The sequence below is a fragment of the uncultured Tenacibaculum sp. genome, from assembly GCF_947502995.1.
GTDB lineage: Bacteria > Bacteroidota > Bacteroidia > Flavobacteriales > Flavobacteriaceae > Polaribacter.
Genome location: NZ_CANNBW010000002.1, coordinates 81,879 through 100,213 on the forward strand (window position 1 = coordinate 81,879; position 18,335 = coordinate 100,213).

Sequence of the window (18,335 nt, forward strand, 5' to 3'; positions counted from 1 at the left end):
GTTTGTTTATGTATTCAAAAGTACAAATTTAAAACCTTTATATTTGATAAAAAACCAGCACGAATGAAAGTACTTAAAAAACTTGTTTTTTTTCTTTTAATAATCACTTCCTTACTTGTTTTAGGATATTTTATTTTCAGTAATCTTCTAAAACCTACTTACAAAGGAGAAATTTCTTTTGAGGGTTTAAAAGATAAAGTAACTGTATTTTATGATGAAGCAGGAGTACCTCACATTAACGCTCAGAATCAAGAAGATGCTTACCAAGTTTTTGGTTATGTACATGCTCAAGATCGACTATGGCAGATGGAAGTTGTTCGAAGAATTGCTGCTGGACGATTAAGTGAAATTTTTGGTAAAGAATTAATAAGAACAGATAAGTTTTTTGGAAGTTTAGGTATTGAAGAAGCTGCAGCAAAAACAATTCATAATTTAGATAAGAATTCTAAAGCTTATCAATTGGCATTAGCCTATTTAAAAGGAATTAATCAATTTATAAAAGAAGGAACTACTCCGTTAGAGTTTCATTTAGTAGGTGTTGAAAAAGAAGAATATACATTAAAAGACATGTATAATGTTTTCGGTTACATGGCTTTTAGTTTCGCAGCAGCACATAAAACAGATCCGTTATTGAACGAAATTAAACAGAATTTAGGAGCAGATTATTTAACTGAATTAGGTATTCAAAGTGAACATGGTCAGTTGATAAAAAATGCAAGAAAACCTGTTGTACAAGCTCAAATGACTGCAGCAATTAATAAAATTTACGAAAAGTTGCCTGTGCCTAGTTTTATAGGGAGTAATTCATGGGTTTTAGGACCGAATAAAACTAAAAATGGGAAAGTTATTTTTGCTAACGATCCACATATTAACTTTTCTCAGCCTTCTGTATGGTACCAAAGTCATATTAAAACACCAGACTTTGAATTGTATGGATTCAATTTAGCTTTAACTCCTTTTCCTTTGTTAGGACACAATAGAAATTATGCTTACGGATTAACAATGTTAGAAAATGACGATGTTGATTTTTATATAGAAAAAAACCATCCGGAAAATCAAAATCAATATAAAACTGTCGATGGATATAAAAATTACAAAACGTATTCAAGAACAATAAAGGTTAAGAAAGAGAAGGACAGTACTTATCAAGTTAGAGTAAGTCAGCATGGTCCTATCATGAATGATATTGTAGAACAAATTCAAGATGAACGTCCAATAGCAATGAAGTGGATTTATACACATTTACCTAATCATTTGTTAGATGTTTGTTACGAAATGTCTCATGCGAATTCTTTAAGTGAGTTTAAAAGAGGAGTTTCTAAAATTCACGCTCCAGGTTTAAATGTAATGTACGGAGATGCAAAAGATAACGTCGCTTGGTTTGGAGCCGCTAAATTATATCAGTTTAGAGATAGTTTAAACACCAAAGTTTATTTAGATGGAACTACAGGAAAAGACGAGATTATTAATTTCTTGAATTTTGGAGAAAATCCTCAAGCAATAAATCCAGATTGGGGTTATGTGTATTCTGCAAACAATCAGCCAGATTCTGTAGCAGGAAAATTATACCCAGGATATTATTTACCAGAAGATAGAGCAAAACGTATTGTAACTTATATTGAAGAAAAAGAAAAATTTACAAAGGAAGACGTTTCAAAAATGATGAATAATGTTAACTCTTTAGTTGTTAAAGAAGTTATTCATACAGCATTAAAAAGTATTTATGAAAACGATTTAAATGCCAAAGAAAAAGAAGCTGTTCAATTTTTAACAGCTTGGGATGGTAACTATTATAAAGAAAGTGTGGCTCCAACAATTTATACAAAGTTTATTTATCAGTTTTTAGAGAATACCTATGAAGATGAATTAGGAGAAAAAGCTTTTTTACAGTTTTTAGACGGCGCACCATTGCAGAAGAAAATGATTGCCATTCAAATGAATAGAGAAGCTTCGGTTTGGTGGGATAACATAAATACAAAAGAAATAAAAGAAGATAAGAAACAGATTGTAACAACGTCATTAAAAGAAGCGGTTGCCTTTTTAGAGAAACAATTAGGAACAGATCTTAATACTTGGAAATGGAAAAGAGTTTTATCTGTAGAACACGAACATCCTATAGGAAAAGCAGGAGGTTTATTACGTAAATTCTTTAATGTTGGACCATTTGAAACGAATGGAGGAAACGAGGTAATTAATAATCATATTTTTAGGTTAAATGCTTCAGGTATTTATACAGTAGTTGGAGGTCCGTCAACTCGAAGAGTTATCGATTTTTCAGATATAGAAAATAGTATTTCAATCTTACCAACAGGACAGAGTGGAAATAGATTTAGTCCTTATTATAAAGATCAAGCACAGAAATATCTAGAAGGAAAGTATATCAAAATGAAATTGAATCAAGAAGAGATTCAAAAATCAGACAACAAATTAGAATTTTTACCAAAATAAGTTATAGTTTCATTTTAACTATTGGCAAATTAGGTTTTTCAAAAATATTATCATTTAAAGATTTTCTTTCAACCGAAATTAATTCAATACAGCTATAAGAATCATCTAAATCAGAAATAGCTTTAATAGATAAAGCTCCATTGGTTTTTTCAGTAAAAAAATGCCATAAACCAGATTTATGGTTTTTGTAGTATTCTGGTTTAGTTCTTAATTCTGGACTATAATAATATTTATGAATTCCTTTGTTAGTTTTGACTATTAATAATTCACATTGGTAATTGAGAATTTTTACGTCTGTTTTTTCGAACTTATGTGATAGAATTTTTTCTTCAGCTATGTTTGTAAGACTATACATAAGATTTTCACTAATAGCCATTTTTGTAAATAATGTATCTTTTCCTTCGTGATATGTATTCATTTTAAAAGCACCATTAAAAGAAGAACGATATTTTTTCCCTTTTAAAAAATAGGTTTGTTCTGTTCCCATGAAGTATTTTACTTCATCTTCTGACATTTCACCAGTTTTATCTTTAAAGTCTAACTTGAATTTTAAAACACCTTCAAAATCATTTTGAGCAGTTACAATATTAGCTACAAAGAATAGGAAAATAAATAGTTTTTTCATGACTTAATTTTTTACAAAAGTAATGAAAAAGCAAAACCATTAAGGATTAAAAGGAGAAAAGCTAATAAACTCCCAATCTGCTGTATAGTATGTTTTAGTTTGTATCCATTTTTCAGGTTTAAACAACCAGTATCTACCAGTTCCCATAGTAGTTTCTAAATCTTCAGTGTTTTCTTGATCTAAAACTAATGTTGTACTTCCAGATAATTGTAAAGCATTTCCATTTTCATAATCAATAAATAATAATCCAGATTTAGGGCATTGTAAGAAGTTACCTAGAGTATTAAACAAATTATTACCAATATAATCAGGTATTTTTAAGATATCATTTTCTAAAAGCTGAATAAAACCTTTTGGTCCGCCTCTATGAGAAGCATCCATATTACCATGTTTATTTACACTTCCTAAGAAGAAAGTATCAGCATTAGTAATCCAATTTCGTTGAAAATCGTTTAAAATAGTTCCTGTAGTTTGTTCACTTTTAACGCTTGTTTTTTCTTCTGAAATTGATAATACGCGTTGTTGTATGTATTTTGGACAGTTAGGATAGGCTTCAGTAATAGAAAATGTAATCGTATCATTTATAATTTCAGCACTGGCATTTATTCTATATCGAGTGCGAGAAGCAGTATCGATAAATAATAAACCGACATTAGTATTCGTTTGTATGTTCGTTAAAAAAATATCTTTTTCATTATGTTGAGTTTTATTTAAAAATATGTCTAACTGTTTTGGATTTTGAACTTTAATAAAACCTTTTTTACCAATAATCATCGATGTCCAAATATGATTTTCTTCATCTGTAGTACTAATAATAATAGTAGTTTGTTGTTCTATAAATGGAATTAGCTCATTTAGGATATGATCTTTTAATAAACGTTCTACTAATTTAGGAGGATGATAAGCTTTATATTTTTTTTGAAGTTCTAATTCACCTTCATGAAATGGCTGTCTCATATTATTGTTTTTAATGTAATTATTTTTATTACAGTTTTGTTTAAAAAAATTAGAAACTATTTTTAAAAGCTTCTAAAGTTGTTTCTTCTAATTTTAAAAGAATAGCATTGTCAATTTCTTGATATAAACTATTAAGTTTAGTGTTAATTTTTTTTCCAACCTTACAAGTTTTATCTGGAGTTTCACTTCTTATTTCAAAAACATGATCATCTTTTTTTATTGCTTTAAAAACATCAGCGAGTAAAATTTTACTAGCATTTTTACTAAGTTTTACTCCTCCATTTTTACCTTCTTTACTTTGAATTAATTCGGCTTCTTTTAATTTTCTTAATTCTTGTCGTACTAAAACAGGATTTATATGAATACTTTCTGCCATTATTTTTGAAGAAATCCATTCTTCAGGAAACATAGCTAAAAGTGTCATTATATGTAAAGAAGTGGATAGGCTGCTTTTTATCATTTAATGTAATTTAAAATATTACAGTTTAAAAATACTATAATTATTTTAAAAAGATAATTTCAATTGATCTCCTTCAGAAATAGCTTCCCATTGAGTACATAAATGATCAAATTCTATTTTTAACTCTTCAATAATTTTAAGATTTAATTCAGGAATTTGAACATTATTTAAATTATTTGCTTCCCAAGTAACTAAAGAAATATAATCATCAATTTTAGCGGCACCAGAACCTATAGCTTGTAAATTTCTTGTCATGATTTCAGCTAATAAAGCTTCTTGCTCTAAGTTTTTAATAATTTCTTTATCAGATAATTCTTCAATAGACATCCCTGATTTTATATTACCGTAAAAACCTTTGCTGAATTGAAACTTTTTTTCGATGACATAATGAGCTATATCATGATTTGGAAGATTCGGACCTAAATTATAGCTTGTAAAAGTCTTGTTTTCTCTTTGACATGTTAAGGTATTTCGATCTCTTCCTTTTGTAATAATTATATCCATAACAGTTTAATTATGATAAATATAATTAATTACTGAGATAAATTATAAATACATTGTTCTCGTATTTTCCAAACGGTTTCAAAATCAAAAGGTATATTATTGTTTTTAATCCAGTTTTTCATAAAATCTTTATGAAACTGAACTTTGTATTCTACAACTTGATTTGGAGTGATTTCAATTTCTGAAAGAATATCATTCTCAATCCTTGTAATTGAAGATGAGCTAGATGTGAAATCAAAACGTTTTTCTTGTATAGATAAATAACAGTGTGCTTCAGGTACAAAGTCTAGATTATTTTCTACTAATACATTTCCAATACCAGGAGTGTTTTTATGATTCATTTTATAAATTCCTAAGATCAAACTAACATTAGGAATCTGATTTACATCTGCTAAAGCTTTTAAAAGTGCATGTTTAGAACTACAACTTCCTTTTTTTTCAGATAAAACTAAAGAAAAATCATATCTATTTTCATTTCTACCATAGGGTAAATTTGCAATAAACGAGGTTAATTCATTCCAAGAATGAATATTTAATTCTTTAGCTAAAAGCGTTAACTTATCAGTAGAGTTTAATGTATGATTTTTATGTAGAGTCACTTTCAAAGTAATTTAATTCAGAAGTTTGTAGTGATCTTTTTTAGTTTGATGAAAAGCAAGAATCTCAAAATGTTTTTTATGCATCATATCTTCTCGTTTAATTTCTTTTAAAGTATCTAAAGATTCAAAATTCTGAATAGAGAAAATAAGATAACCATGATTAGATAAAGTATCAAAAAGATCGTTTCTTTCATCTCTATCTAAATATCGATAACATTCCACCATTAATGCAGGTTTGTAGGTATTTAAAATATCTGGAATAGTTTTTAAAATTTCTTTATCGTAACCTTCTGTATCAATTTTTATTAAACTTAATTGTTGAAGTTCAGTAGTATATTTTTGATTTAAATAATTGTTTAGATTTTTTCCTTTAACTTCTAATGTATAGTTATGTTTGTGTTCTTTTTTCTGTATTTGAGACAAAAAACCACCATTACAAAAAGAAGCATCACTATAGTTAAAAATGAATGCGCCTTCTTTTTCTGTAACAGCAAAACATTCTGGAATTATAGTTGTTAATTGAGGATTGAGTTCAGTATTCTTTTTTAAAATTTTAAATACATAAGGATTAGGTTCTATAGCTAAAACTTTTCCTTGTTTACCAACTGCTAAACTCATAGGAATTGTAGTGTCTCCGGTATGGGCGCCAATATCTATAATAAAACTGTTTTTAGTTGTGATAGATTTATAAAAGTTAATGTTTTCTATCGAAATCTTTTTAGGTTTTTCTAAAGGGTGTAACCATTGTGCATATTGAATATGGCCTAACGGAAATACAAGAAAATCTTTTATTTCATAACCGTATTCTTTAAAAGTTTTCTTTATCGATTTCTTCTTTAATTTTCTTTTGATATAGTTAAATAAACTCACTATAACTATGCTTTCTTTTTTTAGATTGTAAATGTAATTAAAATGATAAACCTACGAGTTACTTACGTTTAAGTAATACTTCTAAAAAAGTACTTATTGAATTAAGCCGTATGGAAAAATCGTATAATTATTGTCCATTAAACGTTTGTACTTCTTTTGAAGCTTATTAAGATTTAATTGTTCACACACCGCTTCCATGTAATTAAATAAAATATATCTATGAACAGAAGTAACATTTGTGCTGTCAAACTCTTTATCTATAGCTATTACTTTATCGTGGGCAAAATTGTAAATATTAGCGTTGTATTTTTTGAAATAGTTATCGTCCATAATAATTGAATCCATAATAAATTTTAGTTCTACTATAGATCGAATTAAGAAATGATCTGGTAAATTTTCATAAAAACTTAATAAATCGTCTACATCGCCACCCCATTTTGGCTGAATGAATTCCGTATAATGTAAATAAGGCCAAATTAATTCTGGATTACTTTTTGAAACTTTATGAAAGGCATTAGTTGCAGATTGGCTATTGCTTAAACTCATATACAAACGAATCTCTCTTGCATTTAATTCTGGAGTAAAAAATGAGTTTTCAGTAATTTCACTGAAGATTTCTTTAGCTTCTATTAAATATTCGAAAAAACTTTCTGCATTTTTTTCAGAAACATCTTTCGCTAATTTATGACTTCTAGCAATCCATGCTAAGTGTAAATAAAAAACACCTAAAGTAAGTTTAGAAAAATCGGTGTTCTCACTAGTATGCCAAGTTGTAATATCTTCTTCATTAAGCGATAAAGCTAAATGATCTACGATTTGAGTGATATCATTCAATTCTTGTTTAAGAATATAATTTTCTATTTGATCATAGTTTTTGTTTTTTATCCAATTTTCAATTTCTTCAGCAGATTGTAAACCTAAAGAATATTTTCGTCGATGCTTTTTTTTATTTTTTAAAAATGTAGCAATTACAAAATAAATTAGAATGATAGCACAAAGTATAACTATAGGGTTATTCATTTTTAGTTGAATTTTTTGATAAAAATACTAAGATTAGTTTTTTTACTAAAGCTTTGTTTATTACATAACAATTTCAGTTTAAATTAACCTACCCTGTCTATCATCGACATAGTATTTAAAATACAATGTGCAATAATTAATGGCCATAAATTTCTTCCGAATTTAACATAAGCAATACCCATTATCAACCCAATTATAGCTACTCTTATAGATCGATCTGATAGATCATAAGAATGTCTGAAACCAAAAATTAATGCTTGAAGAAGAACGGCTAAAATTGTTGCTATAGTAGTTTTTGAAAATAAACGTTCGAACCAGTTAATTAAAAAACCTCGATCTAATAACTCTTCTAGCATAGATTCTACCAACACAGCTGGAATGATTGTAAAAAATAGTAGCCAATTTCCTTTCAGATTTCCAAATTTGGAAGCGGAATTTTCACCATAGTTTTTTTCTGTGATTGAAAATGGCAAATGATCTTTAATAAGCTCAAAAACCATTATAGATACTACAATGCTAATTAAAATACCAATGGTAACAAAAATAGTTTTTTGAATACTTTCAGGTTTTTTAAGTCCTATGTCAGACCAAGAAATATTACGAACTCTCATTCGCCAAATAGCGATTGCCAAAGTAGAAAAACTCCAGAATAATCCATTAATAATAAAACTAACTTTTTCAAAGTATATTTCTCTAATCAAGAACATTACACTCAGGTAAATAATTAAGTCAAAAAGAAAATTTCGATAATTAGAAGTTTTTTCGTTAGTAGAAGTCATGGTCAAGCAATTAATGTTTTTTGTAGGACGTTTTAATTTTCAGCTTGTTACAGTTTTTTTTATCAGCTTTTATTATTTAAATCAAATGTTTTTCATAAAGAGTATTTGTAGATAAGGCTAATTTTTTAATTCCTACATTTTTGAAACCTAAATTTTCATAATAACTACAGAGTTTACTGTTATTACTATCGGCATCTAAACGGAGGTAATTATAGTTTTCTTTTTTAGCTTGATCACTAATTTGCTGAATAATTATAGCACCTAATCCTTTACCGTTATATTTTTCTCTAATTACTAATGAATGAATATATTTTGCAGGAATTTCTTGTTCTCCCCAATACAAAGTGTCTTTAGTCATAATTCTAACCATTCCCATATTTTCATCTCCATTTTCAATGAAAAAGAATTCTTCATTTTGAATTCCTTCTTTCACCCAATTAATTTTTTCAATAGGTGGGTTTTTCCAGTATTGCCAGTGATTTATATTTTTTTGATGAATCTTTTCAGCTGTTTCTTTAAATAGCTTTAAAACAGAATTTATTTGTTGAGGTGTAATTAGTTTGAAAGAAATATTCATTCCATAAGTTTTTAGAAATCTAAAAGTAATTAAAATAGATATTATTAATTATTATTGAGATGTGTTAATCTTTCTTTTTTTGTTCAATTCTGTGTTCATTACCATAAATCATTTTATCTTCATCGTGCATAGCGTTAGCCATGCCTAACATGAATGCAGTTATAATTAAAGCTATTTTTCTTTTAATTCGATGAACTAATGAATTGTTTTTTCTTACGTTTTTTTTATTTTTTAAGTTATACATTTTTTCAGGATAAAAGGTTAAAAATTTATTTTATCACCGATGCAATGAGATTGCATATTGCATAGAAACTAGGAGTCTGCTATGCTATGTATAAACTTGAAATTTGATTGTTAGATATAAACTTTTTGATTAGAAAAGTTTGCTTATAAATTGCATGACTAATTTTTAGAAATTCAAGATGTTGTACATCTAAAATTCTCTTAGTTGAAAAATTATGAATCTCTTTAAAATTAAGATAAATAAGAAATTTCTCAAGGAAATAATCTACTAATAATTGCTTATTATTAGTATTGTATTTAGCATATTCATAAGTTAATTTCTTTTGCTTTTTTGCGAAAGAAACTTGAAAATAACTAGGATTATTATTTGAAATATATGTAGAAGAACATTCTGTTACAGTTAGACTGAAAATCAGAAGGAAGGAAATTAGATATTTTATATGTTTTTCTATTTTTTTCAATTTCAATATTTAAGATTCGTAAATCTTACGTTACAATTTATTTTATAAAGTTATAAAAAAAGCCTCACATTGATGAGGCTTATACTATATTTAAAGTTATTATCTATTATTTTTTTGAAATGGAGGTGTCCAGTTTTTTGTTTTCATAATGGCTTTAACCTCCTCGTATGATAAAGGATAAAAATTATGACAATCAACACCAATATCAATAGATAAAGAAGTTGGATCGTCTGACAAAGTACCATGAGAATGACCGTACAAATGATATGTTCCCCAATGAGAAGCGTTCCATTCGCGAAGTGCATAATGAAATAATACAATCATTTGTTCTCCACGTTCGAATTCATCGTCTTTAATAATTAATTCATGATAATCTTTAATCCATTCAAATCTAGAGTGACATGCTTGAGCAGATTTTTCATGATTTCCATTTATTAAATAAATCTTCCCATTAAGTCGTTCTAGTATTTTTCTCAATTTTCCAGAAGAAGATAATCCTACATCTCCTAAGTGATATACTTCATCTTCTGGTTTAACTTTTTCATTCCATTTTTGTATTAAAATCTCGTCCATTTCTTCAATGTCCTTAAAAGGACGTTCCGAAAATTTGATGATATTTTTATGTCCAAAGTGATGGTCTGAAGTAAAAAATATTTTACTCATTTTGTGTTTTTTAATTATTTATTTCTATTTACCAGCGTATTGAATATTAAATTCAACTTTGGACTCTGAAGGTTACATCTTTTTAGTTTTAGAAGTTCTCATATTTTATCAATTTTTATTTTTCAAACATACATATTTATTTTTAATCCGCTTCATTATAGCGATCACCGCAAGTTGTTGGTTGAGAGATTACGATGAATTCTAAATTTTCATTTTGTTGATTCAAAATTCTATGTTTTACGTTTGCCGGTATATGAATTCCTTCTCCACTTTCAACTATAATAATCGAGTTTTCAATTTCAAAAGTTGCTATTCCTTTTAAAATTCTAAAGAACTGCTGCGCTTTTTTGTGATGATGTTTTTGTTCTTTAGTATTTGGAGGCATGAGTTCTTCAATAATACTTAAATCATTAGATTTTACTAAATGCCATCCGCTGCATTGATCACCCAATAATAATGTTCGCTGTTTTCTTTTGTTGATTTTTTTAAAGTGTTTTTTTTGTAATCCATTTTTCTACTGTTGGAGCTCTATAAGTTTTCATTTTGGTAAGTAGATCATCAACATCACTACTAACTAAAACCATATTTCTATTTACTTCTTTTAAAAGCCCTTTTGTAACCATAGTATCTAAAAAAGAGATAAGCTCATTATAATATCCATTACTGTTGAGTATTCCGATAGGTTTTTTATGAAGGCCTAATTGACCCCAAGTCAACATTTCAAAAAGCTCTTCTAAAGTTCCAAAACCACCAGGCAACGCAATTACTCCGTCGCAAAGATCATTCATCTTTGTTTTTCTTTCATGCATAGATTCTACCAAAATAAGCTCAGTTAATTCGGTATGTGCAATTTCTTTTGCAGCTAAAAACTTAGGTAAAATACCAATTACTTTTCCCTTGTTTTCTAGAGTACCGTTAGCTACTTCACCCATTAATCCAACATTTGCTCCGCCGTAAACAAGTTCGATGTTTTCAAGAGCTAATTGATTGCCAAGCTTTCTTGCTTGAATTTTAAATTCAGTATCGGTTCCAAAACTTGAACCGCAAAAAACTGTAATTCTGTTCATAATAATTTAATATTCGATTGTTATTGGTGCATTTGTAACTTCATATCTAATGTTTAGTATACTGGCATTAATAAAATTTACACCAAATTTTTTAGTAGTTCCATAAGCTTCATGTATGTGTCCAGCTAAATGAACTTTAGGTTTAATTTTTTTAATTGTGTTCAGTAAGTTTTCACAGCCGACTGTTTCATTTTTATTGGTTAAATCAAGAATTCCATAGGCAGGACCGTGAGTTATTAAAATATCTGTTTCATCTGGAATTTTATCCCAGTGTTTTTGAATTTCTTTACCTCTTTGTCGGTTAAAAGCCCAATCGTAAAACCAAGGTTGGATAGGCGATCCCCAAATATTGATTCCTTCGATAGTTATACCAGAATCATTAAGATAAATAATACTGGAAGGTATAAGTTCTTCAATTTCTTCAGGACTTGCTTTTTCAAAGAAAAAATCATGATTACCAGCGATAAATATTTTGTGTTTAAAATCAAGCGCTTTAAACCAATTCAGAAAATCTACAACTTCATGCTTTTCTCCACGGTTGCTTACATCACCAGCATGAATAATCATGTCACCTTTTGGTAATGATACCGATTTATGAAGTCCGTGCGTATCTGAAATACAAACTATTTTCATGAATTAAATTTTAATAAACCAACAAATTATAGTTTTAGTTTCAACTCAAAGGGAATAAAATAGATTATTTTGAAGGAAGTTTTGCAATAATATTTCCTTTAGAATCGAAAAATGAACCATTTTTACAACTCATTTTTTCTTCCATTGGCATTTTAGATAATTGTTCGATGAAATCTCTAGTGAATTTTTTGAATTCGACACTAGGATTATTAATTCCCTCTTCATGCATTCTTTTCCTTATTTTATTAATTCCTAAAAAATGAGTAACATTAAGTTTTGTCATCTTTAAATTATTTTTTCTAATTCTTCTGCTTTTTTTACTTGGATTTTCCCTTTAGTTGGAATCATATTTTTCCAAACCCAATTATAATGATTTATAACTTGCTTAGCGGATAATTGAGGTCTTTCTCCAGTTGTATGTCCATCTTCAATTACAGTAATATGATAATCTTTAGTAAGTGCCGATTGAATTGTAGATTCTACACAGAAATCAGTTGCACAACCTGTAATGATTAATTCATTAATCTTATGAAAACTCAATGTGTTTTGAAGTTCAGAATTATAAAAAACATCATTAGCATATTTGTCAATATTAATATCATTAGGTTGAATATCTAATTCGTCTAAGTTTTCCCATTCAGTTGTGTTTTTTTCAAATTCACCAGAACCACTTCCGTCATGTTGAATAAAAATTACAGGGAAATTTAATGCTCTAAAAAGTTGGGTTAACTTGTTAATACGTTCAATTACTCCATCACTATCAAATCTTGGCGTTTTTTCAGTGAATGAACCTTTTTGCATATCAATTACTAATAATGCTTTTTTGTTTTTCATTTTACTTTATAATTACGATTAACAATTGTCTTTTTAAATTATTTCAAAATAATTAATCTATCCTGCTCCATGAGTTTTAATAAAAACTATTTGTTCATTCTTCCATTTAAATTCCCATAAATCAGTATATTCCATATAATACTCACTAGGGTACATTGAGTTTCCAATCTCTGAACCTTGATCGAAATCGTATTTAAATGTGATGTCATTTTTGTTAATTCTTATAGAATAGGATATAATATTGTTTCCATTATCGATAGTAGTTTTGTAAATTCCTTCAGATTTAAACCAATTGATATTGTTTATATCGATGTTTTTAAGAACTAATTTTAGTCTTTTGTAAAGCGTATTTTTTTCATTGATTTTAAATTTATTTTTTTCTAAAAGAACTGTTTTGTTAGCAGTGATAATATTGGTTTTCAATTGTGCTAATTCAGAAATAATTTTTGCCCTAGCTTTTTTTAAAAGAGCAATTTTGTTTTTGAATACTTCTGTATTATATTTTTCGAAATTGTTGAGTTTTATAGCATTGTTATCCTTTACTGGTGCATACCAATTCTTTTCTGAAAAATAATAACTGATATTACTATTTTTAAAATTATATCCTTTTCTAGCGAATAAATCATTAATTAAAAATTGTATTTCATCTATGCTTAAATCGTCTATTTGGATAGAGTTGATTTTCTTTAAAGAACAAGAAGAACAATCTTTTATGTTTTGTGAGTAAAGGCAATAAGAACAAAAAAAGAATACAATGATTTTCTTTAGGGTTTTCATAGTTTTTGTGGTTAAAATCTAGTATTTTAGATAGTAGATTGCTGTGCGAAATTTTGAGGTGAATATACTCAAATAAATAAAATTATAATCTGAATTTTTTACTTAAAGAGAGTGAGTTTTTCATCAAAACTTATAAGTAACTCTTTAAAAAGAATCGTTTACTCATTATAGCTTTTTAAACAAGATAGCTTTCTATAATTTAGAAAAATAATAGCAAATTATTATAAAAATGAAAAAGTACTATTTATTTCCATTAATCGTTTCGGTATTGGCTTCGTGTTCTTCTTTAAAAACCGAAGAAGTAAATAAAGATGTAATCTTATTTAATAAAGGAATTGCAGTTTTTGAAATACTTGAAGAAGGAAGTTTTGATTATGAAATAGCAAGAGTAGATACAACTTCTGTGGCAGGAAAAATGAAATTTCAAGTTTTATATGATACAAGAGAAAATATACTTGATTCAGCCTTAGAATATTTCGAAGAAATTATTAAAGAATATCCAAAATCTAACTTGTATCACAAATCGTTATATAATTCAGCTAAAATAAGTTCATTACTAGAGTATGAGAACGATGAAATAAAATACTTAAAAATGATTCTAAAAAGTGATGCTAATGATAAAGAGAAAAGTGGAAGAAGTGGTTTAATGGCTAATCCGTATGCAAATTTTAAAAATGAAGCTAGCAATCGATTAACAGGAATTTATATTCAAAAGAAAGATTTTAAAACTGCTTTGAAATACAAAAAAATAAATGAAAAGTATCCTTTAAAACATTTTTGCGGAAATGCATATGCCGAAGATGAAATACGCACTGCACAACTATATGGAGAAATTTATATTGGACTTGGAGATACTAAAAAAGGATTAAGTTATTTATTGCCTCAGGTGTTTAATAACAGTTTAGGTAGTAATTCAGATATAGTTGATTTTACTATTAAGTTTTTAAAAACAAAATATGAAAAGGGAAAATTAGTAGATGAATTGAATAATTCTATTAAAAATTATTACTCGCGAACTGAGAAGAGAAATGATGATGAATGGACGGATTATTATATCAAATTTTTAGATGAAGAAATTATAGTTCCACATTGGGGACTCAGTTTTGAAACAGATCAAAAGAAAATAGAATCATTGTTAAAAAAAGTAATTCTTAACTCGGAATTTTATAAAAAGTTGAAACAGTAAATCCTATTGGTTTATTTTCTAGGATATTTTCTTCCATTTAAAAATTTACCAATAAAAGTATTTCTAACAAAATAATGATATGTACTAAAACAAATTATTGTTGTGAAAATTACAACTATTAAAAATTTAGCAACTGCTGGTAAAGGTAAATTCCAAATAAAAGCAGGAATTATAGCTGTTAATGGTAAATGAATCAGATACACCCAATAAGAAGAATCTGAAATATAACGCATTCTTGCTGAATAATGACTTGCATATCGAACAAAAAGGCCAATAATTCCAGAAGTAAATAAACAAACAATTATAGCACTTAAAGCAATTAATAATATAGAATTACTACTTGGATTGAGTTGATATATTTGAATTATTAAACCTTGAATAATAGACAAAATGACAGCTGTTAAAGTAAAAAGCCAATCGTACTGCATAAAGCTTTCTAAATGATGTTTAGAGGAATATAAAATCCATCCAATTACATAGAAAACTAAAAAGTAAACATAAGTGTTTTTATCAAGAATTAAAGACACAGAAGCCTGTATCATAGAAGTTCCTAAAAAGTAAAGTGTAATAAAAATTAATATAGAAAAACACAAAATTCTTAAAAAAGGCCTTTGAATAATCCATTCGAAACGTTTATGAATTATATCGTTTATTTTTTGGTTTTTAAATACTTGCTTAAAGATTACCATTGTAGCGGTAATCCAAGATAAATAGTATAAGAACCATAAATGTGATGTGGTTTTCGGTAGAATAGAAGCAAAACTAGAAAAGATATTTAAAGAAATATCTAAAGCATTTACCTGATGAGAGAAAGTTGCATTTGTATAGCTGTAAGCAAAGACAATGAATGGCCAAAGTAAAAGTAGAAATGTAATAAAAGGTAAAACAATCCTTGAAAATCTATTTTTAATCATTTGTTTCGGTTGTCTTTCATAATAAAGCATAGCCCCGAAAAAACCTGCAACGACAAAGAATATTTGCATTCTAAAAGAATGAATTAGGAGGACTAAAAAATCACTGAAAAGATGTGTCGTATTTGGATCTTTTATAGACCAAGCATTTCCATGATTGGTTACATTGTAAGTTAATGCAGCATGTAATACAATTCCTAAAAGCATCATAATTGCTCGTAGCGCATCTAAAGAATGTATTCTTTCAGTTTTTCTTAAAGTCAATTTTTAAATTTATTAGATATTATTGTTTGCTAATTTTAATGCTTCATGATAAGATTCAATTCTTGAATTTGCATTGAGATCTATCAATATGAGAATTACTAAAAATAAAATAATCGTGATAGAACTTGTTCGCCAAATTGGTTTATTTATAAAAATCATTAAAATGGCTGTTAAAGCAATAAGAACAGGAAATATTTTAAAAGCTACATTTTTATATTCACTCATGGTTTTTTCAGTACGTTCAATTTCTTTTTTAATAAAAGCAGACGGATTGCTTTTATATTGTGATTCAAAATTCGACAGTTTAGAAGTGTTACTGAAGTAAAAACTGATTCCTGCTAGTAAAAATAATGTCCCTGCGATTAATGTTGGGTAAATAAAAGCTTTTGCTATTTCAGTTTTTCCTAATTGCCAAAACCCCAAAGTGGCGATGATAAATAAGATTCCAAATAAAATAAAAATTATAGCAGAAAATATTTCATCTTTTGCCCAATCTAGTGCTAGTTTTAAAATATCCATTTAATTCAATTTATATTTTTCTCTATATTCAGAAGGGCTAATTCCTTCTTTCTTTTTAAATAATCTTGAAAAGTACGGTGGATACTCGAACCCTAATTCGTAGGCTACTTCAGCAATACTTTTATTAGGTTGTAATAACACGTTTTTTGCTTCATCGATAAGATGTAAATGTAAGTGTTCAGTAGTTGTTTTTCCTGTTTCTTTTTTTAGTGTATCACTTAAATACCGTTGAGAAACTAACATGTTATCAGTGATTTGTTCAATACTCGGAATGCCTTTTTCTTGTAATAATCCTGATTCAAAATATTCAGATAAATATGAATTGAATTTTTCTAATAAGTCATGCGATAATTCTTTTCTGTTTATGAATTGTCTTTCATAAAATCTATCGGCATATTTCAATAAAGTGTTAAGTTGAGAAATAATAATTTCCTTACTAAAGTTATCTTGATTATTCTCATATTCGATTTCAATATTTTCTACAATAGCTTCTATTTGTTTCTCTTCTTTTGGAGAAAGATGTAAAGCTTCATTTGTAGCATAAGAAAAGAAACCATATTTTTTTATTTGTTTCGCTAATTCTGTTCCTTTTAAAAAATCTTCATGAAAGTTAATAGCAAATCCTTTTTGTTCGAAAACAACACTATTGTCCCATTGTAATACTTGTCTTGGAGCAATAAAAATTAAAGCTCCATTAGTAAAATCATACTTTGTTCTTCCGTAGTTTAAATCTCCTTTTACAAACTTTTTTAAACTAATAGAATAGCAATCGTTTGTGATAGGAGGAGAGCTTTCTCTTGGACAAGGTAAATAACCATTTCCTTTAGAATTAAAAACACTTAGCATAGGATGTTCTGGTCTTGGTAATCCTAAATAATCCAAGTAAGAAGGTAATGTTTTAAAATGCTGCATAATGATTCACTAATTTATACATTCCACTTTAAACCTGTCGCTTTTTCTGAAACTTCCCATAACTTTTTAGCTACAGATTTATCTTTAGCATGCGGTTCTAGTTTACATTCACCAACTGGACCAGTCCAATAGTTTCTTCCTGTTGGACCATAAAAACTACTTTGATTTAAATTTGGTTCTGTGGCACACATTAACTCTGGATAAGCACCTTTTTCAGCAGATTGAACTAATGGTGAAATTTTCATAAGTTGCCATATAAATCGAGTTAGTAAACTTCCGCTAGTTTTAATTAACGATGTACTCGAAGCGCCAGGGTGACATGCGTAAACTTTTACATCTGTTTTTTCTGCCTTTTTTAATCGATCTTGTAATTCATAAACAGTCATGATTTGCGCTAATTTACTTTGGCTATATGCATGGTTTCCATTGTAATTCCTATACCAATTTAAGTCTTCGAACTTAATAGTTCTAAGTCCCATTTTATAACCTTCACTTCCAACTACAACAATTCGTCCTTTAGATTTTTCAATACGAGGGAAAAGTAATGCTTGTAAAGTGAAATGACCGTAATGATTTACACCAAGTTGACTTTCAAAACCATCAATAGTTAATACTTGTTTAGGAACTTGAGCAATAGCACCATTACAAATTAAAGCGTCTATTTGAGGAACTTTTTCTAGTACTTCTTTTGCTGCTTTTTTAACTGAAGCTTGTATTCCTAAATCAACAATTACAGATAATATTTCTACATGATTTCCTAGTTCTTGTTTTAATGTAGTTATAACATTTTCTACCTTTTTAGGATTACGATTTAGCATTACTACTTTTGCTCCTTTCGATAGTAATATTCGAGTAGCTTCAAATCCCGTACCACTAGTGGTACCTGTAATCACATATGTTTTCCCATTTAAAGATTGTATTCTATCTGGAGTCCAACCTTTTTTACCAAACTGATTTGTATTCATTTATACTTATTAAAAATTAATAAAGCAAAACTAGAATACAAATCAGCTTAGTTTGTTATAC

The 18,335-nt window shown here is 27.8% G+C and carries 24 protein-coding genes; 2 read left to right on the plus strand and 22 right to left on the minus strand.

What is annotated here, in order from left to right; translation table 11 throughout:
• Nucleotides 1–63 precede the first annotated feature (63 nt).
• Nucleotides 64–2,448, plus strand: a complete 2,385-nt coding sequence (locus Q1A46_RS01735) for a penicillin acylase family protein (RefSeq protein ID WP_299673359.1) — start codon at nucleotides 64–66, stop codon at nucleotides 2,446–2,448.
• A 1-nt stretch (nucleotide 2,449) separates the two neighbouring features.
• Here Q1A46_RS01735 and Q1A46_RS01740 read toward each other — a convergent pair whose 3' ends face one another.
• From Q1A46_RS01740 to Q1A46_RS01825, 18 genes are all read right to left on the minus strand, one after another.
• Entirely contained in the window at nucleotides 2,450–3,073 is a 624-nt protein-coding gene (locus Q1A46_RS01740) for a hypothetical protein (RefSeq protein WP_299673361.1), read from the minus strand.
• 39 nt (nucleotides 3,074–3,112) lie between these two features.
• Nucleotides 3,113–4,030, minus strand: coding sequence for a pyridoxamine 5'-phosphate oxidase family protein (locus Q1A46_RS01745; protein ID WP_299673364.1), 918 nt, complete (start codon nucleotides 4,028–4,030; stop codon nucleotides 3,113–3,115).
• A 49-nt stretch (nucleotides 4,031–4,079) separates the two neighbouring features.
• Nucleotides 4,080–4,490 carry an Rrf2 family transcriptional regulator gene (locus Q1A46_RS01750; protein ID WP_299673366.1) on the minus strand — a complete coding sequence of 137 codons (411 nt, stop codon included), beginning with the start codon at nucleotides 4,488–4,490 and terminating at the stop codon, nucleotides 4,080–4,082.
• A gap of 45 nt (nucleotides 4,491–4,535) precedes the next feature.
• Entirely contained in the window at nucleotides 4,536–4,994 is a 459-nt protein-coding gene (locus Q1A46_RS01755) for a hypothetical protein (RefSeq protein ID WP_299673368.1), read from the minus strand.
• Nucleotides 4,995–5,023: 29 nt separating this feature from the next.
• Entirely contained in the window at nucleotides 5,024–5,593 is a 570-nt protein-coding gene (locus Q1A46_RS01760; protein ID WP_299673370.1) for a hypothetical protein, read from the minus strand.
• Nucleotides 5,594–5,605: 12 nt separating this feature from the next.
• On the minus strand, nucleotides 5,606–6,463 hold the full coding sequence (locus Q1A46_RS01765) for an FkbM family methyltransferase (RefSeq protein ID WP_299673372.1): 858 nt from the start codon (nucleotides 6,461–6,463) through the stop codon (nucleotides 5,606–5,608).
• A 93-nt stretch (nucleotides 6,464–6,556) separates the two neighbouring features.
• Entirely contained in the window at nucleotides 6,557–7,483 is a 927-nt protein-coding gene (locus tag Q1A46_RS01770) for a hypothetical protein (protein WP_299673374.1), read from the minus strand.
• Nucleotides 7,484–7,566: 83 nt separating this feature from the next.
• Entirely contained in the window at nucleotides 7,567–8,262 is a 696-nt protein-coding gene (locus Q1A46_RS01775) for a CPBP family intramembrane glutamic endopeptidase (protein WP_299673376.1), read from the minus strand.
• A 76-nt stretch (nucleotides 8,263–8,338) separates the two neighbouring features.
• The gene (locus tag Q1A46_RS01780) at nucleotides 8,339–8,839 is read right to left on the minus strand and encodes a GNAT family N-acetyltransferase (protein ID WP_299673378.1); all 501 of its coding nucleotides are present in this window, start codon (nucleotides 8,837–8,839) and stop codon (nucleotides 8,339–8,341) included.
• 64 nt (nucleotides 8,840–8,903) lie between these two features.
• On the minus strand, nucleotides 8,904–9,083 hold the full coding sequence (locus tag Q1A46_RS01785; protein WP_299673380.1) for a hypothetical protein: 180 nt from the start codon (nucleotides 9,081–9,083) through the stop codon (nucleotides 8,904–8,906).
• 79 nt (nucleotides 9,084–9,162) lie between these two features.
• Entirely contained in the window at nucleotides 9,163–9,543 is a 381-nt protein-coding gene (locus tag Q1A46_RS01790; protein WP_299673382.1) for a hypothetical protein, read from the minus strand.
• Between the two features lie 99 nt (nucleotides 9,544–9,642).
• Nucleotides 9,643–10,206, minus strand: a complete 564-nt coding sequence (locus Q1A46_RS01795; RefSeq protein ID WP_299673384.1) for a metallophosphoesterase family protein — start codon at nucleotides 10,204–10,206, stop codon at nucleotides 9,643–9,645.
• 142 nt (nucleotides 10,207–10,348) lie between these two features.
• Entirely contained in the window at nucleotides 10,349–10,657 is a 309-nt protein-coding gene (locus tag Q1A46_RS01800; RefSeq protein ID WP_299673386.1) for a cupin domain-containing protein, read from the minus strand.
• 34 nt (nucleotides 10,658–10,691) lie between these two features.
• Nucleotides 10,692–11,273: a TIGR00730 family Rossman fold protein gene (locus Q1A46_RS01805; RefSeq protein WP_299673388.1), complete on the minus strand. Its 582-nt coding sequence runs from the start codon at nucleotides 11,271–11,273 to the stop codon at nucleotides 10,692–10,694.
• Nucleotides 11,274–11,279: 6 nt separating this feature from the next.
• The gene (locus Q1A46_RS01810) at nucleotides 11,280–11,906 is read right to left on the minus strand and encodes a metallophosphatase domain-containing protein (RefSeq protein ID WP_299673390.1); all 627 of its coding nucleotides are present in this window, start codon (nucleotides 11,904–11,906) and stop codon (nucleotides 11,280–11,282) included.
• A 64-nt stretch (nucleotides 11,907–11,970) separates the two neighbouring features.
• Nucleotides 11,971–12,189 (minus strand): hypothetical protein, encoded by a 219-nt coding sequence (locus Q1A46_RS01815; RefSeq protein WP_299673392.1) that lies wholly within the window; start codon nucleotides 12,187–12,189, stop codon nucleotides 11,971–11,973.
• Between the two features lie 2 nt (nucleotides 12,190–12,191).
• Nucleotides 12,192–12,740 (minus strand): isochorismatase family protein, encoded by a 549-nt coding sequence (locus Q1A46_RS01820; RefSeq protein ID WP_299673394.1) that lies wholly within the window; start codon nucleotides 12,738–12,740, stop codon nucleotides 12,192–12,194.
• Nucleotides 12,741–12,797: 57 nt separating this feature from the next.
• Nucleotides 12,798–13,517 carry a YARHG domain-containing protein gene (locus Q1A46_RS01825; protein WP_299673396.1) on the minus strand — a complete coding sequence of 240 codons (720 nt, stop codon included), beginning with the start codon at nucleotides 13,515–13,517 and terminating at the stop codon, nucleotides 12,798–12,800.
• Between the two features lie 229 nt (nucleotides 13,518–13,746).
• Between Q1A46_RS01825 and Q1A46_RS01830 the strand changes: the two genes are divergently transcribed.
• The gene (locus Q1A46_RS01830) at nucleotides 13,747–14,703 is read left to right on the plus strand and encodes a hypothetical protein (protein WP_299673398.1); all 957 of its coding nucleotides are present in this window, start codon (nucleotides 13,747–13,749) and stop codon (nucleotides 14,701–14,703) included.
• Between the two features lie 11 nt (nucleotides 14,704–14,714).
• Here Q1A46_RS01830 and Q1A46_RS01835 read toward each other — a convergent pair whose 3' ends face one another.
• From Q1A46_RS01835 to Q1A46_RS01850, 4 genes are read right to left on the minus strand one after another with little or no spacing between them, the layout of a single operon-like run.
• On the minus strand, nucleotides 14,715–15,878 hold the full coding sequence (locus Q1A46_RS01835) for an acyltransferase family protein (protein WP_299673400.1): 1,164 nt from the start codon (nucleotides 15,876–15,878) through the stop codon (nucleotides 14,715–14,717).
• Nucleotides 15,879–15,890: 12 nt separating this feature from the next.
• Nucleotides 15,891–16,397 (minus strand): hypothetical protein, encoded by a 507-nt coding sequence (locus Q1A46_RS01840; RefSeq protein WP_299673402.1) that lies wholly within the window; start codon nucleotides 16,395–16,397, stop codon nucleotides 15,891–15,893.
• A complete protein-coding gene (locus Q1A46_RS01845) occupies nucleotides 16,398–17,309 on the minus strand; it encodes an AraC family transcriptional regulator (protein WP_299673404.1) in 912 nt (303 codons plus the stop codon).
• 14 nt (nucleotides 17,310–17,323) lie between these two features.
• On the minus strand, nucleotides 17,324–18,274 hold the full coding sequence (locus Q1A46_RS01850) for an SDR family oxidoreductase (RefSeq protein ID WP_299673406.1): 951 nt from the start codon (nucleotides 18,272–18,274) through the stop codon (nucleotides 17,324–17,326).
• Nucleotides 18,275–18,335: the final 61 nt, after the last annotated feature.

Excerpts from the sequence above, each read along its gene's own strand:
- Q1A46_RS01740 (WP_299673361.1), bottom strand. The coding sequence starts at position 3,073 with ATGAAAAAACTATTTATTTTCCTATTCTTTGTAGCTAATATTGTAACT.
- Q1A46_RS01750 (WP_299673366.1), bottom strand. The coding sequence starts at position 4,490 with ATGATAAAAAGCAGCCTATCCACTTCTTTACATATAATGACACTTTTA.
- Q1A46_RS01825 (WP_299673396.1), bottom strand. The coding sequence starts at position 13,517 with ATGAAAACCCTAAAGAAAATCATTGTATTCTTTTTTTGTTCTTATTGC.
- Q1A46_RS01780 (WP_299673378.1), bottom strand. The coding sequence starts at position 8,839 with ATGAATATTTCTTTCAAACTAATTACACCTCAACAAATAAATTCTGTT.
- Q1A46_RS01755 (WP_299673368.1), bottom strand. The coding sequence starts at position 4,994 with ATGGATATAATTATTACAAAAGGAAGAGATCGAAATACCTTAACATGT.
- Q1A46_RS01850 (WP_299673406.1), bottom strand. The coding sequence starts at position 18,274 with ATGAATACAAATCAGTTTGGTAAAAAAGGTTGGACTCCAGATAGAATA.
- Q1A46_RS01805 (WP_299673388.1), bottom strand. The coding sequence starts at position 11,273 with ATGAACAGAATTACAGTTTTTTGCGGTTCAAGTTTTGGAACCGATACT.
- Q1A46_RS01775 (WP_299673376.1), bottom strand. The coding sequence starts at position 8,262 with ATGACTTCTACTAACGAAAAAACTTCTAATTATCGAAATTTTCTTTTT.
- Q1A46_RS01795 (WP_299673384.1), bottom strand. The coding sequence starts at position 10,206 with ATGAGTAAAATATTTTTTACTTCAGACCATCACTTTGGACATAAAAAT.
- Q1A46_RS01735 (WP_299673359.1), top strand. The coding sequence starts at position 64 with ATGAAAGTACTTAAAAAACTTGTTTTTTTTCTTTTAATAATCACTTCC.
- Q1A46_RS01820 (WP_299673394.1), bottom strand. The coding sequence starts at position 12,740 with ATGAAAAACAAAAAAGCATTATTAGTAATTGATATGCAAAAAGGTTCA.
- Q1A46_RS01770 (WP_299673374.1), bottom strand. The coding sequence starts at position 7,483 with ATGAATAACCCTATAGTTATACTTTGTGCTATCATTCTAATTTATTTT.
- Q1A46_RS01810 (WP_299673390.1), bottom strand. The coding sequence starts at position 11,906 with ATGAAAATAGTTTGTATTTCAGATACGCACGGACTTCATAAATCGGTA.
- Q1A46_RS01745 (WP_299673364.1), bottom strand. The coding sequence starts at position 4,030 with ATGAGACAGCCATTTCATGAAGGTGAATTAGAACTTCAAAAAAAATAT.
- Q1A46_RS01845 (WP_299673404.1), bottom strand. The coding sequence starts at position 17,309 with ATGCAGCATTTTAAAACATTACCTTCTTACTTGGATTATTTAGGATTA.
- Q1A46_RS01785 (WP_299673380.1), bottom strand. The coding sequence starts at position 9,083 with ATGTATAACTTAAAAAATAAAAAAAACGTAAGAAAAAACAATTCATTA.
- Q1A46_RS01830 (WP_299673398.1), top strand. The coding sequence starts at position 13,747 with ATGAAAAAGTACTATTTATTTCCATTAATCGTTTCGGTATTGGCTTCG.
- Q1A46_RS01840 (WP_299673402.1), bottom strand. The coding sequence starts at position 16,397 with ATGGATATTTTAAAACTAGCACTAGATTGGGCAAAAGATGAAATATTT.
- Q1A46_RS01815 (WP_299673392.1), bottom strand. The coding sequence starts at position 12,189 with ATGACAAAACTTAATGTTACTCATTTTTTAGGAATTAATAAAATAAGG.